This window comes from Paraburkholderia sp. LEh10 (assembly GCF_017814945.1).
GTDB lineage: Bacteria > Pseudomonadota > Gammaproteobacteria > Burkholderiales > Burkholderiaceae > Paraburkholderia.
In genome coordinates, this window is record NZ_JAGIPX010000013.1 from 117,760 (window position 1) to 133,967 (window position 16,208).

12 protein-coding genes and 1 pseudogene are annotated in these 16,208 nt (G+C 58.4%); 2 read left to right on the forward strand and 11 right to left on the reverse strand.

The genetic code is table 11. From position 1 onward, the window contains the following. Positions 1-263: 263 nt before the first annotated feature. The gene (locus tag J8I87_RS13730) at positions 264-1,610 is read right to left on the reverse strand and encodes an MFS transporter (protein ID WP_209931996.1); all 1,347 of its coding nucleotides are present in this window, start codon (positions 1,608-1,610) and stop codon (positions 264-266) included. Between the two features lie 112 nt (positions 1,611-1,722). Beyond that, positions 1,723-2,148: a DoxX family protein gene (locus J8I87_RS13735; protein WP_209931997.1), complete on the reverse strand. Its 426-nt coding sequence runs from the start codon at positions 2,146-2,148 to the stop codon at positions 1,723-1,725. Between the two features lie 199 nt (positions 2,149-2,347). On the opposite strand from J8I87_RS13735, the pseudogene J8I87_RS44715 reads away from it, so the two are divergent. Further along, positions 2,348-3,295: pseudogene (locus J8I87_RS44715) on the forward strand (LysR family transcriptional regulator). A 345-nt stretch (positions 3,296-3,640) separates the two neighbouring features. On the opposite strand, the gene J8I87_RS13750 reads toward J8I87_RS44715, so the two are convergent. The 7 genes from J8I87_RS13750 to J8I87_RS13780 form a co-directional block, all read right to left on the reverse strand. Next, positions 3,641-4,585 carry a hypothetical protein gene (locus J8I87_RS13750; RefSeq protein ID WP_209932000.1) on the reverse strand — a complete coding sequence of 315 codons (945 nt, stop codon included), beginning with the start codon at positions 4,583-4,585 and terminating at the stop codon, positions 3,641-3,643. A 163-nt stretch (positions 4,586-4,748) separates the two neighbouring features. Further along, entirely contained in the window at positions 4,749-5,465 is a 717-nt protein-coding gene (locus tag J8I87_RS13755) for a hypothetical protein (protein ID WP_209932001.1), read from the reverse strand. A gap of 848 nt (positions 5,466-6,313) precedes the next feature. Next, positions 6,314-7,336 (reverse strand): medium chain dehydrogenase/reductase family protein, encoded by a 1,023-nt coding sequence (locus J8I87_RS45980; protein ID WP_313064455.1) that lies wholly within the window; start codon positions 7,334-7,336, stop codon positions 6,314-6,316. A gap of 568 nt (positions 7,337-7,904) precedes the next feature. After that, entirely contained in the window at positions 7,905-9,266 is a 1,362-nt protein-coding gene (locus J8I87_RS13765) for an aromatic acid/H+ symport family MFS transporter (RefSeq protein ID WP_209932003.1), read from the reverse strand. 143 nt (positions 9,267-9,409) lie between these two features. Beyond that, positions 9,410-10,273 (reverse strand): VOC family protein, encoded by an 864-nt coding sequence (locus tag J8I87_RS13770; RefSeq protein ID WP_209932004.1) that lies wholly within the window; start codon positions 10,271-10,273, stop codon positions 9,410-9,412. Between the two features lie 245 nt (positions 10,274-10,518). Continuing rightward, positions 10,519-11,460, reverse strand: a complete 942-nt coding sequence (locus J8I87_RS13775) for a DUF2950 domain-containing protein (RefSeq protein WP_209932005.1) — start codon at positions 11,458-11,460, stop codon at positions 10,519-10,521. 30 nt (positions 11,461-11,490) lie between these two features. Further along, positions 11,491-12,729 carry a DUF3300 domain-containing protein gene (locus tag J8I87_RS13780; protein ID WP_313064456.1) on the reverse strand — a complete coding sequence of 413 codons (1,239 nt, stop codon included), beginning with the start codon at positions 12,727-12,729 and terminating at the stop codon, positions 11,491-11,493. Between the two features lie 695 nt (positions 12,730-13,424). On the opposite strand from J8I87_RS13780, the gene J8I87_RS13785 reads away from it, so the two are divergent. Further along, a complete protein-coding gene (locus J8I87_RS13785; RefSeq protein WP_209932006.1) occupies positions 13,425-14,195 on the forward strand; it encodes a hypothetical protein in 771 nt (256 codons plus the stop codon). Between the two features lie 139 nt (positions 14,196-14,334). On the opposite strand, the gene J8I87_RS13790 is transcribed toward J8I87_RS13785, so the two are convergent. Together J8I87_RS13790 and J8I87_RS46325 are read right to left on the reverse strand one after the other, a co-directional pair. Continuing rightward, on the reverse strand, positions 14,335-15,423 hold the full coding sequence (locus tag J8I87_RS13790; RefSeq protein WP_209932007.1) for a DUF3466 family protein: 1,089 nt from the start codon (positions 15,421-15,423) through the stop codon (positions 14,335-14,337). 400 nt (positions 15,424-15,823) lie between these two features. Continuing rightward, positions 15,824-16,111 (reverse strand): hypothetical protein, encoded by a 288-nt coding sequence (locus J8I87_RS46325; RefSeq protein ID WP_409518756.1) that lies wholly within the window; start codon positions 16,109-16,111, stop codon positions 15,824-15,826. Between the last annotated feature and the right edge of the window lie 97 nt (positions 16,112-16,208).

Here is a 16,208-nt window from a genome sequence, read left to right on the forward strand (position 1 = left end):
TTACGGGAGGAACGCCTCGTCGATGTGGCGAACGGTGAACTGGGCACTCACAGGTAGGTCATGGTGAACGTCATTTCGGTGCTGGCCGAGCCTGCGTTGACCGTCGGCCCGGTCTGGTAGTAGCTCGCCTTCGAGTCATCCCGGGCCAATGCGTTGATTGAGTTTAGGCGATGATTGCGTTTTCACACACTCTCGATCCGAAGCGGACGAATATCATCAATAGTCCAGCGACCGCTTTGAGTTCGTTTCAAGACTCCCGTCAATCAGGACGCAGTGGCACGTGCCTTCGTGGGCTGAGGGCCCGTGGACATCAGCAGCAACATCAGAGCGGAGACTGCGGCCGGCACGGCCACCGCCACGAAGAGCCCGGTGTTGGACCAGTTCATCCCGATCAATTCGCCACCGATCACCGGTCCTACGATGGAGCCGATTCGTCCGACGCCCAAACTCCAGCCGACGCCAGTGGACCGCAGCGAAGTTGGATAGTAGGTGGCGGCCAGAGCATTGACGGCTGGTTGGCCGCCAATGATGGACAACCCCGTGACACTGACGACGACAAACAGCAAACCGAGCGGAAGTCCCGGCAGACCAATAGTAGCGATCGTCACTGCGGCCACCAGGAACGCCGGTACGAGGACCTTGAAGAAGCCGATGCGGTCGATGATCGGTCCCATTGCTATCGTGCCAATTACGCCGCCCAGTTGAAGCGCAGTGCCGACCATTACTGCTGTCGAGGTCGGCAGGCCGGCGCTCCTGGCGATCGTCGGCAACCAGTTGGACAGGAAGTACAGATTGAGCAGGTTCATGAAATTGACGGCCCACAGCAACAACGTCGTCTTTGCGCGTCCGGTGCGGAACAGTTCCACAACAGGAGCCTTGTCCTGACGCGACTCAGGGACGACGAAGCGCGTGTCTGGTGTCACGGCCAATGATGGATCAATCCGACGCAGCGTATCAGCCAGCCTGTCAAGGCGAACACTGCGCACCGCTGCGAACAGCATGGATTCGGGAATGTAAAAGAACATCAACATTGCGAGCGCGAGTGGCACGATGCCGCCGACGATGAATACCGACTGCCACCCCCACAAGGGGATCAGTGCGGCGGAGACGAGTCCTCCTAACACGGCGCCGACCGTAAAGCCGCATGACACCCACATCATCAGCGTCACGCGATTGCGCTTCGGGCTGAATTCGCCAGCGAGCGACATCGCATTGGGCATGATGGCGCCAAGACCCAGGCCAGTGACGAACCGTATCGATAGCAGTTCTGTGATCGTCTTCACCTGCGAGGTCGCCAGCATGCATAGCGCAAATACAAGCGTGGCCACGATTAACACGGGGCGCCGCCCCACCTTGTCAGCGACGACGCTCAATGCCAGGGAGCCGACTAGCATTCCTAGAAGACCGGCACCGAATACCGGTCCAAAGGCGGCCTTGTTCAAACCCCAAGCCTGAATGATGGCAGGCGCGACAAAGCCCATCGATTGAACGTCAAACCCATCGATGACCACGGTCAGGCCAATCAATGTCAGAATTCCGATCTGAAAGCGGCTGAGGGGGCTCTCATCGATGAAGACGGAAATGTCTACGGCCGATTGCGGTGTTTGCATTGCTGCGCCTCCTGAAGGAGCACGTTAGAACAATTGTGAGCGACCGTATGGCAGGCCTGCTCTGCTGTTGGTTGTTGGCCTTTGGCTGCCTGATTGATGAGCCGAGACCGCGTTACCTGCAAACCTTGCCGAGTTGCGAAGTTAGGCTCGAACTTGCAACTATGAGCAGGGCGCCGAAAATGGCAACGTTCTTGAGGAAATGATTAAGCTGATTGCTGTATGTGGCGGCATCGGCATTCCAGAACGAATGGAACATCAGCGTCGCCGGCACCACGAAAAGCGCCAGCGCCATCGCGACGCGTCGTGTCTGCCAGCCAAGTGCCAGCGACAACCCGCCTCCTGTTTCGAACATCGCGACAAGCAGAGCGACGCCTTGCGCAAACGGCATCCCTAGCCCCGCGAGCATTGTCGTGACGGCCGCAAGGTGGGTGATCTTCTGCAGACCCGACACCAGGAAGAGAACTGCCATCAGCAGTCGCCCGATTGCTACGCCCAGGTGAGCATGATTAGGAACCGAAACGGCCAACGTCTTGTCCATGTGTGCGACTCCATCGTGTGACGAAACTGGGGATGCCGTACTCTAAAAGCGGATGTCGCTTCACGGGAAGACTTCGAGCGGCATTTCATTTGTGCCATGACGGCACAAATGCGCAGGCGAGTCTATACTGGCGTACCAAACGCGAAGCCCTGAAAGGCGACGCGACTCGGGCAGGACCGAATAGAGGGGCACGCACCTCATGAATGATTCAGGGATCGACCGGCTGAATGCGGTGGAACTCTTCTGTGCTGCGGCGAAAGCGCAAAGTTTCACCGCCGCGGCATCGGCCTTGGGAGTGACACCCTCCGCCATCAGTAAAGCCGTGCAGCGCCTCGAAAACCGGTTGGGGCTCAAATTGTTCCAACGCACGACGCGCGCGATCCGTCTGACCGACGACGGTCTTGCCTACTACAAGACCTGCCAGACGGCGTTGCAAAGCATCCGGGACGCGGAGCAGACGCTAACGCGCCATGGCATGCCGCGTGGAGAATTGCGGATCAGTCTGCCGTATAGCTATGGAATCAAACGGGTTATCCCACTGATACCCAGGTACGTCGAACGCTATCTGGGACAGGTGAAAGTCGCCGTTTCCCTCGGCAACACCCTGACGGATTTCGTGAAGCAGGACTTCGACATGGCGATCCGGCTGGGCCATGTGGCCGATTCGCGCCTTGTCGCGCGGACCTTGCACCAGGCCAGTTTTCGCGTAGTGGCCGCGCCGTGATACTTGCGCCGGCACGCCGTTCCAGCGCGGCCGGAAGACTTGCACGGTTCCAATTGCCTGGGTCTCGTGATGCCCGACACCGGCCGCGTGCTGCCCTGGACGTTTTCAGGGAGCGAGGGCGATACGTACGAAGTTGCCATTCGGCCCTCGATCACGTTCGATCACCCGCTTGCGACGCTGACTGGTGCGTTAAATGATGCGGGCTTCGCGCAACTGCTCGATTTCACTGTCGAAGACGATCTACGCAGCGGTCGTCTCGTCGAGGTGTTGGCTGATTTTCGTCCCCCACCGCAGTCGGTCTCGATCGTCTATCCCGGCAATCGCCATACATCAGCGAAGGTGCGCACGTTCGTGGATTTTCTGGTCGAGGTAAGCGGCGGGCCACAGGACTCGAATGGAAAGCACGGTATCGTGGCCAAGTAACGCAGTTCCCCACTTCTACCCCATGCGTTGGTACTTCGCTGCGGGTCGACCAGTTATCACGAGCAATGTCGTCTTGATGCTTCGTTGGTTGCGCCAAATACCGCTACCGCAACGACAGAAAGGGAACCCAATCCGGTCGGTCGCTCGAAGTTGAGGGATGTCTCAAAGTGGGGGTGCCCTCAAGATTCGGATTTTTTCGTACGCTAAGCGCGCAGGGCGCCGGGGCTCCGAAGTCTCTGAACGACCCACAAGCGACAGTTGATATGCGCGATAGCGGCCATTCAGGCAAGCTCGGATGTCGTTGCTATCCCCGAAAGTGCTACGGAGACGTATGATGCGGCGCCGTTATCTGCCTTTGCGCCGGAAGGTGAACACGGTGCCACCGCAGCAGTTGCCATTCAGCAGATTGATCTCGAAGGTTTTGTCGACGATCGCGTAGCTGACCGTTACGATGTCCAGGTTGTCGTCTAGCAAGTAGCTGCCCGACATCGCCGTCACTAGATCGATCGCGTCGCTGGCGAGCAGGTAGAGATGTTCGTCATGGACAGTAGTGGCGGGTGACATCGTCTTCAGTTCATCTTCGATCACGCTGTCGTGGGGTTGGCTGATCTCGTACTGCATACTCGCGTCGCGGTACGGGATCGACAGCAGCACCTTGCCATCTACACTCAGGTGTGTGGTGAGCGAAGCGTCCACTATGACCGTCATGCTGTTAAGCCGGTGCAGATCTTCGCGTGTCAGGTTCACATTCGAGAACTCGCGGCGCCCCATACTGATGGCCGATACGTTCGATTTCCATCTGCCATTCTCTCGCCACGAGTCAGACATGCCGTTGGCACCCGCCGCTCCTGAGATGCCATCGAGCGCATAAGTGCCAATAGCCTGCGTGAGGATCTCGCGTTTCGACCCGAGGAGAATTTCCGAGGTTTGATGTGCGTCAACAGACAAGCGTCTGTCGCCGCGGGCTGATGCCCAAGCGCCGTTGAGCGTGTCGTTGGCCACCTTGCCGGTAAAGGTGCCGGTATGTTGGCCCGTGCTTCCGATCTCGTCCATCGTAAAGGTACCTGATGGGTCGATCTTGCCGCTCAGGTAGATATCACTGTGCTTGCCGGCGTAGCGATAGCTTCCCGTTAGACTGCCGTCAACATTTTTGAGATTCATCGTGAACGCGTAATGATCGCCGATGCGGCCCGCAAACATCTTGTGGAAGTAACGAGAATCGGCCTGCGCTGTGGCGGCGGTCACACAAGACAAAAGGAGTGCGATGAGTTGCAGGACAGGTCGGAACATAGAGAGTGGTCGGGATTCGAAATGGTGCAGTTGTGACACACCGTGCTGATCGGTAACGCAGGGGCCACGCGCGGAAATCGCTTGATGAGACGGAATTATCAGCGTCGTGATTGTCGGACCAAGCTTACGGCACTTCGCTATACACAAGTCAAACGAACGTTGATCATCCGCACAGCGCCGCATTGTGCAAAATCGCCTTGCCCGTCGACTGATAATCAATCACATTGGCAGGCGGCAGTCCGAAGGTCTCGTCAACGTCGCGGTTCTGCATTGCCGTCGTCGGCGCGAGTGTCTCAAGGCACTTCGCCTTGTCACCGAGATGATATTGGGTCAATGCAAGATCGCTGCGCACGCGATCGGCTTCGATCCAATTCATGTAGGTCGAACATTGGTCGATCAACGATGTGAAAGCCGCAACTGCTAAACCATAGTTCTTCCTCGTGTACGCTTCCCGCGCAGCTTCGATGCGTCCCGTCCGCGCTCGGTCCGTACAGGCTGCGGGCGGCCTCTGGTACAGGCCGTCGAACCACGCTCGCGCACCGCAATACGATCGGCAGGCGTCGGTGTCGCTCGGGCCGACATGCAAGACGCCGTTTCCCCCCGAGAAAGCAACCCGGCATGTTTCGCCACCGTCACTTACTACGCCCGACTTCCCCTTCATCGAGCCTGTCAGCGAGCATGTATGGTCATTTGCACCAATCGTGTCGATCGTAAAATTGCCGTCTTTCACGTTCAGCCTGCCATGCTCGTGACCGCCTTGCACATAGAAATATTCACCTGTTTCGACAGCTAGCACGTTCGTTGCACCAAAAATACCTGTGACACAACAAAAGCTAATTAACCGCAGCATGAGATGAATCTTTTTTCGGTGCAACGCCATCCTGGTCCTTAGCAAATGGTGGCCTTGGTTTGCGATCCTTCAGACAACGCGCAAACCGAGGCATTTTCAATCGGGGCTCATTAGAGGAGATTGTTGACCATCTATGCGCGTTTGTCGAACGGCCGCTCCTGGCCCGTTAATTGCCAATCGGTGTGCAATCAATGAAATCATTGCGCGAACGGCAACACACGACCCGCTTCCAGCCTGTCGACTCAGTGTGCTGACAACGGCCGTTTCCTGGGCAGAACCGCCACTCGAATGCCACGCGACGCCCCTGTTGAGCGTCTTGACACCGCTCGCGGTCACGCGTTGTACAAGCTAAGTGACTTTTCGGCGCTGCATTTTCAGACCTCTTGTATTTTTGAGATGCCTTTGAGAAGACGAGTCTTGACGAGGTCTCGATTGCCAACGTCAAAATTCGGTGCCGCAGAGTGCGTGCGCAAGACCTCGACTTAATCGGCACCAGAGCTGGCTTCCGCGATTGTTACCACAAGCTCGGAACCGATGAATCTGAATGTGATTTTCATCCAGTACCGCATCCGGTGCTCTCGAAAATGATGATGCAGACCCATGTTTCGATAGGGGTGATCTGTGGCCGGATCGCGCGCGAGCGAACGTGCAGTCAACCAACCAAAAACGAAGAGCTGGATGAGGCGGTGGCAATGGTATCTGCATGTCCACTCGCCGCATCGTTTCTCCGGCAAGGAGCCAATTTTGACGCCGACCCAAACTCCGCGAACAATCGGTCGCTTGTCGACGAAATGCTCATCGCTGTGAATGCTGCGGAGCCGACGGTCCTTGAGTCATGCCGCGTACCGTTCTTATACCGCTCCAGAGTCAGAAGCGGATCATCCATTGCACACGAGCACGATCTTGCCTGTCACGCCCCCATCGCCCAGCAGCTCCTGCGCGCGCCGTGCCTCCGCAAGGGGAATGAGCTGCGCGACTAGCGGGACGATCTTCCTCTGTTGCAGAAGACCGAGCAGGGTAATCAAATCCTGTCGAAACAATGCGGGGTGCAGACGTTTAAGCCACTGGATGCTGTAGGGGATCACCCGTTTCCTGCCCGGCAAAAGCCAGCTGCCGACAATGTACAACCCAAAAATGGCGATTGCGCGAAAGCGATGACGACCACCTGGACGACCTGATGCCAATCTACCTCTATGTAGAGAAGAGGTTAAGCCATATGCGACTACTGTCCCGCCCGGACGGAGAGCCTCGCGGGATCGCCAGATGTGGGTACCGCCGATCCCTTCAAAGACGACGTCTACGCCGTCCCTTGTGAGCCGCTGAATTTCTTTGACGAAGTCGAGATGCTGGTAATCAATCGGGATACCGCCCAGCGCTGAAACGGCCGACGCCCCGCGCAATGAACAGGTACCATACATCTCCAGCCCGGCGAGACGCCCAAGTTGCAACAATGCCGTGCCGACTCCGCCTGCTGCACCGTGGATCAAGACACGCTGGCCCGGTTTCACCTTTGCAGAATCATGCAGCATCTGGTACGCCGTCACATAGTTCAGCACAAGAGTAACCGCCTCGGCAGCATCTACCCCGGCGGGCACCGGAACCAGTTCATCTTGCGGCAGGCACACGTACTGCGCGTACGCGCCACTGATCGGCAGTGCGGCAATCATCTGGCCGGTTTCGATTCCCGACACGCCGCGTCCGAGCCGGTCCACCACGCCAACCAGCTCCCACCCGGGCGTGAAAGGCAGCCGTGGCGTTTCAGGGTGGATACCCTCGCGCATCATCAGGTCGGGCAAGCTGACACCTGCATCCAGTACTTGCACCCGCACCTCGCCATCCCCGGGCTCGGGGCACTCCTCCTCAATCACGCTGAGTGCGTCGGGACCACCGTAGTGAGTCACGACGATACGTGTGTGTCTCACAAGCACATTCCCCTGTTGCCGAGTGCTCTATCCCGCGAATGCGAGCAAGATGTCAAGGCAAGTCAGCGACATCTGAATTCAAGGTACCCGCCTGCCTTCGCGCCACTTTGATGCAGATCATCCCTTCCAAAGGACAGCGTTGCAGCCGTCTTGCCACCCGCATCTTGCTGGCCGCGACCGATGAGGGATCGGCCTGCCTAGGCCGGCGACGCTTGCTTCATTGTTGGTGGCGATATTCTGAAGTCCGCTTCTTGTACGCTGATCAGTCATCAAATGTTCATATGAATGTGTGGACGAACCAACGGTGGAAGACGGTCGGCCTCTGCATCATGCACGCGGACATACGCGGCCCGAATCTCTCAAAGCCGCAATCGGCAGCACGCACCAGGTTGCCGCCCTTCCACTGGACACGCATTAACCTCCAAGTGCCATGCGGGTGCGATCGGTCGGCGTGCCGGCGTCATTAGCGTACGGCGTAGCTGGATGAAATGCCGGAGAAGTTGACTTCGACGAAAGTGCGATGCATGGATTCGGCGCCGACAGTCGTCTAAGGCTTGACTGAACCAGAGGGGGTTCGAGCAACCTCAAACGATCTGAGCGCGGCCTCGTGGCGTCCCATGCCAAACATGCTGAGCGCGGCGACGAAAGTGGGTATCGCCACCAGGATGAACATGATGGGCAGGCTTAGATGCATGGCTAGCAACACTCCGCCAACTAGCGAACCCACGATCGAACCCACCCTGCCAATGCCGAGCGCCCAACTCACGCCAGAAACGCGGCTGGAAGTTGGATAGTAGGCCGCCGCCATTGCATTGACGCCGGTCTGCGAGCCGCCCGTCCCAAGACCTGCCCCAAAGACTGCGAACACCAGCATCGGCAGCGACGAAGCAACGCCGATGAGCAGGATAAACATGGCGGCAACGACGTACGAACTTGCGAGCACCAGACAGGGACTGTGCCGGTCCATCAGGCGTCCGATCAGCACAGCGCCGACCGTGCTGCCCAAGGGCAGCGCCGCGGCGACCAGTGCAGCCATACCCAGGGGGATGCCTGTGTTGGAAATGACGGTCGGTAGCCAGCTGGTGAGCAGGTAATACACCAGCAGACTCATGAAGAAGGTGAGCCAGAGGCAGACGGTGCCGACCATCACCCCGCTGTCGAAAAGGTTGCGCACGGGAGAACCCGTCACCTTGTTCTCGGAGACTGTGAACACCGTATGGTCGAGCACCTCCTGTGGTGCTATGCGCCGGAGCGTGCTGACCACGTGCTCATGTTTCTGGCCAGACAACGCCAGGTACCGGACAGACTCGGGCAGAAGCCACACGAGAACCGGCACCAGAACCAATGGCATGGCCCCGCCGAATAACAGCACGCCCTGCCAGCCATGCACGGGAATGATCTGCGAGGCGACCACGCCCCCGAATGACCCGCCTAACGTGAAGCCGCAGAACATACTCGTCACCAATAGCGAGCGCTGTTTCTCGGGACCGAATTCGGATGTCATCGTAACGGCCGTAGGCATGGCGCCGCCAAGACCCAGGCCTGTCAGGAATCGCAATAGTATGAGTTCGCGCAGAGAAGTCGCGTAGGCGGACCACAGGCACATGAAACCGAAAAACGCCACTGAAAGGCAGAGTATCGGTTTGCGCCCAAACCTGTCGGCAAGCGGTCCGAACAGGAGCGCGCCTACCATCAGACCAAACAGGCCGCCGCCGAACACAGGCGCCAACTGAAGCGCGCTCAATGCCCATTGCTTCCTGATGGCAGGCGCAATGAATCCGGCACTTGCCGTATCGAATCCGTCGAACGCGACTGTCAGGAAACACAGTGCGACGATCAGCAACTGATACGGCGACAGCTTGTGCGAATTGATGAACTCCTGAACATCGACCGTTCTGATCGTTGCCATGGCGTTCTCCCTGTAGTCGCTAAACCCAGGCCGTCTCTTTGAGAAAGGTGCCGGCAGGAACCTTGCCCCCACGTGTTCTCCTGGCTGCGCCTCCAGTCCCTCGAGATTGCTCTCGCGCGATCAGCGATGGACCTGATCGCGCGTCAGGATTGAAATTCTGGAATGTCGGGTTTGGCGCCCCACATGCAAAAGCCGGTCGAATCGAACGGAAACTGGCGAGGGCAATAAGTCGCCTCCTCGTCCCGCCTGATCAAACGAACGCCTGTCGAGTATTCGTAAGTCATTCCGTCAGGCCCCTCGAAGTAGAGAAAGATGGCGCCCGACGTCGGATGCCGCCCTGGTCCGAACCGAATGGGTATGCCCTGTTCACGCAGGATGTACCAGGCGCGCATGACGTCGTCGATGCTTGCAACCTGGTGATTGATATGTTGAATGCCGGCGAATGTGGACGGAAAGAGGGCGATCCGGTGATGTACCTCGTCGATCCTTAGCAGCGGTGCAGGTCCGATCCAGTCGCTCACGCGCGCATTGCACAGTGTCGTCCAGAAGATCTCGTCACGTCCGGGATCGCTGGTGCGCAGGCCGACGTGGCTGAAGCCGGTGATTCCGGTGTGGTGCGACGGAAAATAGCGACGGCCGCTTTGCAAGGCGCCGAACACCAATTCGATCGGGTTGCCCGATGGATCCTTGAAACTGATGAAGGCACGTACGCGACGTCGATCGCACTCGTCGCGACTGCCGGCGTGTACGCGGAAGCTGTTCTGCTCCAACACCGCGCCCGCATGTTCGAGCGCCTCGCTCGTGACGACATCGAATGCAATCGTCTGGTCATTCGGATCGCCCTCGAAGTAGACCAGCGTGTGATCACGCTCATCCGAGCGCAGGTAGGCCCACCCACCCTCGCGCCGCACCAGCTGTAATCCAAGGATATCGGCGGCATACTTCGCCGCTGCGTCGATGTCACGGGTACCGAGCCGAACATACCGGAGTTCGTGCAAATTGATCATGAACGGGACCCCTGCGGTTTGCCTATATCGAAGGATAGGCGGCATCCCTCCTGTGTGTGCCTGATTTTCGTGGCTGCTCGCCTTGGGCCTGCTGCGGGCTGGAGACGCAGAGCGCTGGCCGACGAACGGTCTGATGCCGCCCCCTCCCGGAGGGATATATCGAGAGGGCGGTTGAAAGCGTCCCTCACAGCGATCATGCGATTCCCGATGTGATAGCCAGGCGGGCTCGTTAAGAATCAGTGCGATCAAGGGCGAACCAGCCGCCAGGACGGATCGGGATCGAACGCGCCAAGTGCGAGGGCAGTGCGCTCCGTATGCGGTCCCAGGTCCTTCTGATAGATCTGCCCGTCCTGGTTCACGATAAAGCTCATGACCCCCGTGCTGCCGTATCGGGCAGGCCACGCTATCAGCGCACACCCCTTCGTCATCACGCCGTCCTGCACATAGTTCGCGGCGCCGCCGCTCGCATGATTGCCCTGCCGGCTCAGGATACGGAAACGATAACCGTGATACCCATCCGCCGAAATCGGCGAGTCTTGCCGCATGACGGTTACAAGCGGTCCCAGTGGACTTTGCGCTTCGTCCGGTGCAGCCGGCCAGTACAGGCCGTCGTGATGGCCCGGCGTGCTCACGAGACGCCGTGCATAATGGCCGGTCAGATTCCGGTAGTCGTTCTGCGCGTCGAGATAGGCGAGCGATGTCAGCATCGCTGCGCGCTCATTGCGGCCTATTCTGAGCGTGAGCATTTCGTCTTTTGCCGCTGCGGGATCGAAGCGCCAGCCGTGTGTGCCCTCGATGAGCGGAATGGGCAGCGTCCAGCCACTTTCGCCGACCCGCAGATGGGCCCTATGCCGGGAGCCGGCTGACGGGTCCATCACGATTTCGTGGCCCTGTGACCACGCGCCAAGGAAGTCGTAGATATCGTCATGGCCAATGGCCTGGGTCGGAATGAAGCGCTCGAAGTCGTTGCCTAGAACGTGCTTCAGCGCCCCCGGATCGCTGTGCGATAGCGCATCCACCAGAGCGGTCACCGCCGCGTCGGGCGTCGAATAGACCGCCTGCGCAATAGCGCAGGGTACGACCAGCAGCGTGCCAGGCGCCGCGATGAATGACGCCACAAGACGCGCGACCAAAACGCGATGCGAAACCCACTGTCGCTGCACGGGACATTGGCGGAAGTGAATCATCGTCCTTCTCCTCCTGACAGACCGCCTTGCTCATCGGCGGAAGTGGCCGCCGCCTCCGAAACCACCACCGCCGAAGCCCCCGCCGCCAAACCTGCCGCTGTCCATCCCGCCTTCATCAAACCGGTCGCCGCCAAAGCCCCCGCTACCAAACCTGTCGCTGCTGCCGAATCGGCCGCCTCCAAAGTTGTCACTGGCAAACGCACTGCGGCTGGACCAGCCGCGCTGCATATTCTGACGCGCCGCGTCGCCATCGCCCGCGCCTCGCAGCGCGTTATCCCGATTCACGCTTTGCGCGCGCTCGCGCAGATCCTCCGTGCCCATGCTCCCGCCGCGCTGGATGTCCTGCAGGCGCTGGCTGGCGGAGCCGGCCAGATTCTCGCCCGTCCGGTCTTCCAGCGTTTGCATCGCCTGCTCGCGGGAACTGTCATATCCTCGGTATGCGTTGCGCTGCACGCTGCTGAAGCTGCTATTGCGGTTCCAGGTCGTTGTGCTGCTGCTCGCGTTAATCCGGTTGTTGACGTTGATATTGTTGAAGCGGTTGACATTCACGTTGACACTGCCGCTGTTCCAATTGACCCCGCCCCACAGTGCATTGGTCACCGCGATACCCGCACCGAATGCCATGCCCGCAGCAAAGCCGCTCGCAATCGCATAGCCAGGCGGCGGCGGAATATAGACGGGTGGATACGCCGGATAAAGCCATGGCCCGTAGACGACTGCCGGGTTATAGGTCGGCACATACACCACCTGCGGATCGGTGGGCTGTATCTGGATCGTGTTCTGTTCGACGATCACCTTCTGTTGCTCGCTTGATTTGAGGTTGCCCGCCTGCCGTGCCTGCTTCCTCAGGCGCTGCACGGCATCCATCAAATCGTTCGGCTGCGCGAGAAATGCCTGGCCAAGCTGATCCACCCATTCCGGCTTTGACGCCATCGTTGCCAGCACCTGAGGAAACGCCACCAGCGACTGCACGCTCGGATCCCAGGGTTGGGACGCGACGGCCTTCACTGCATCATCACCGCTGCGCTTCGAATTAGCCTTTGACCATTGCCCTGCGGACTGCACTTCCTGAGGAAATGTCGAAGCCATCAGCACTTGGGCAAGCAACGCGTCAGGATAGAGCGCGATAGGCGCAGTGAGTGAATCGAGCTGCTGGCTCGATAATTTATTCACTCCCTGGGCGCACACTGCGAGTGGAACAACAAGCCCGGTCGCTACGACCACTAACAGGACTAGATAACCTTTCATAATGTCCCGAAATGACTTCACGATCAGCTCCTATCCTTAAAAACGGATTTAACCTTGGCAAACAGGTCCTCGGTCCTGAGATGCAGTCGAACGAGAACGAATAGTTGCATTCCAAGGCAACGCAATCCCGGTCCGGAGTACATCGGCTTCTGATATTTGGCTGTTGCGACTTCGCGGCGTCTGATCGTGGTGCGTTGGAGGGAAACTGGCGTAACGGTAAGGCGCAGCGAGTTCGTAAAAGGCAGCGCTGAGTTGAACTCTAGTCTAGTACCAATAAACCAGCGGAATGCAAGTGACAGAGCAAATTTTCGGGGACGGCGATTCATTCACCAGCCAGCTGCCGTGTTAGTTATTAGCTCTACGACCACCGCAGTCATCGATGAGAGGCACTCCGCTCGGTGATCGCCGATTTGAGCGGTACAGGGCGCCGCATAATCGGTCTTCCGCTGTATCATCGTTTGCGGGAATGGCCTGATGAGTTTGCTGCGTTTCTTATTCGACTTTCTTTTTTAGCAACTTTTTTAAGGAACCCCAGCCCGGACGCCGGTTAGCGGTATCTGAGAGCCGCACCTTAGACGTTCCTCAAGAGACGATGGCTTACTGGCATTCTGTTTGACGCGCGAACATAAGTGGCAACGGGCTGCAAAGAGTAGCGCTGAAGTCGGAGACGCGCAGAGAAGATTCTCCCCACTGCAAAACGAAATGGAGACGCAACAATGTCGGCGATCATGAGGCATCCGCTGGTTCTGTTCGTCATGTCATTCGTGGTGATGGCCATCGGGGCGTATATTGGCGCGACCGTCCTGCGTCGTCGCTTGAAAAACATTGACGGGGGAAGAGACGGTCTAGATGTTGTGCAGGCCGCTACGCTCACCCTGCTGGCGCTAATTATTGGCTTTACGTTCTCGATGGCCGTCACTCGCTACGATCAGCGCAAGAACTACGAGGAAGAAGAAGCCAACGCAATCGGAACTGCATACTTGCGGTCAGGACTGCTGCCCGCCGCGGAGGCGCGAAGCATGAAGAAATTGTTGCGCCTGTACCTCGACCTTCGAATCCGCTACTACCAGGCGCGTAGCGATCAAGCCGTCGCACAGATCAACGCGGCCACCGGCCAATTGCAAAATGACCTATGGAAAGCTGCGCAGATCGCTGCGATGGAGCAGCAGACGGCAGTCATCGCGCTCGTCGTCTCAGGCATGAATGATGTGTTGAATACACAAGGCTACACGCAGGCATCGTGGTGGAACCACATCCCAATTACCGCATGGTCCTTGATGATTGCCATCGGCTTATTCAGTAATTTGCTGATCGGTTATAGCTTACACGGCAACGTCAAAGGAAACGTGGTGCTCCTGGTCTTGCCGTTGGTCATCGCTTCCTCGTTTGCTCTCATCGCCGATATCGACAGTCCGCGCGGCGGATGGATTACGCTGACGCCCATTAATCTCATTGCACTCGCGCACTCGCTAGGGCCGGCCGGATAATCGGATAATCGACCAGGCTGTCCTGCTCGCATGACGGCTCCAGGCTTGCCCCCGGCTGTCGTCGGTGAATCGGCCGCGGACCACGCACTATCGCGAAAGAATGACAGAGGACGCAAGCGATGCGCCGTCCTGCGGACGATCATTGCGTCGTCATCGGACGCGGTGAGGTCAAACGGCCACGCGACGCGTTGCAGCAATTGCCGGCGGGGATGAGCAAAACGGCATGCGCGATGCCGTTGACTTGCGCCACACCCACAATCTGTCCACTGTCGCTAATAGCATTCGCTTTCACCAATATAAGCCCGGAACGAGTGCTTAGCAGATCGTTTAGGTCCTGCATATTGCCGTTCTCATACAGGAAGGCGCGGCTGGTGCCGTCGGCCATGATACAGTCGCCAACGACGTCGCCGTGTACGTTGATGCTCCAGGCCTCGCTATCGGAGCACCCTGTCAGCGCACCGAGGTCGGTCATATGACCGCTTGCGGGATACAGGAACGCACGATTGTTTCCGACCGCATTACGGCTGAAGCCGACCACGTCGCCGCGTGCATTAATCGCGGTCGCGCGGCTGGAAGACCCGCCTGGCAGCGTGCCCAGATCGGTCATGTGGCCGCCCGCCGGGTAGATGAATGCATGGGAGCTTGAGTCTTCTGTGTCAGCATAGCCAACGACATCGCCCTTGTTGTTAATGCCCGACGCGCTGCTCGATGCCCCACCTTCGAGGATTCCCAGGCCGGTCATACGACCGCCGGCCGGAAGCAAGAAGGCGTGACTCACAGTGTCACCGGGATCACCGGTATCAGCATATCCAACGATGTCGCCGGCGCCATTGATGCACGTCGCGTAGCTGTTTAATCCGCCCGCAAAAGTGCCCAGATCCGTCGTCCGGCCCTTGACGGAATACAGGACCGCATGTACAGCCTGTGTGGCTGTCTCGCTATACCCCACGGCGTTGCCAAGTGCGTTAATGCCCGTCACCCGGTTGAATGAGCCGCCAGGCAACGGGGATAGAGCGGTGATGCGACCGTGCGCCGGGCGGCGATACGCGCGGGCGGCAAAGCTGTCGCCGACGATATCGCCACGTTCGTTGATGCCCGTTGCAGCACCGTCCGTGAGTGGCCCAAGGTCTGTAACGTTGTACGCAACTGGTTCGGCTGATGCGCCATGTAGTTGACATACCAGAGTGATGCAGCCGGTGATAAACCATTTAAACATTGGGCGCCGCATGGTCGGTCTTCCGTTGAAGCATCGTTTTCGGTAATGGCCTATTGAGGTTATTGCGTTCTATTATTCGCGTTTGCTTTCCGATGACTTTTAAGGAAGCCAATCCCGGATGCCGGTTAGCGGCGTCCGTGATCCGCACATTTGGCGTTCCTTAGGAGACGATGGCTTACCTGCATTCTGTCTGACGCTCGAACATCAGTGGCAAAAGAGCGACGGGCCGTTAAAGGTCGGCACGAAGTCGTCGAAGGCATCGACCCGCTCGACTGGTGTTAAACGCAACCGGATGGTCGCGCTTCCGCTGCCGGGTAGGTCGCACACGCAGTGCACCGCCGCCTTGGTTCCCTTTTTGGCAGGATTAACAGCCTCGACTGTCCCGCAATGACGTACGCGTGGAACGCGTCCTTCACATAAGGCGACGCGTTGGGTTGATTCCAAAGACGCAGTGCGTTGCTTTCGTTTTCCGTGAAAAGCACTTCCATCGCGCCGCCGAAATAAAGCCAATACTCGCCCAGTTCATGTCTTCCGGACCCGCCTTCGCGTGTTCGACGAACACGTAGAAATACCGGTCGTCATCGAAGACGCCGGTATCGAACAGTTCGTACTCGAAGTCGTTGCGCGATCGCATCCGGTTGGTCTCGATCAGATCCCGGTATGGATACTCGCGCTTTGGATACATGTACAGATACTTCATGTACGAATGCCGTGCGCGTGCCCTACTCTCCCCATCGGTAAGCGCGCGAACGTGCATGGTCATGGGGGAAATAGTCCCAGGCGTTGCCGTGTTCGCC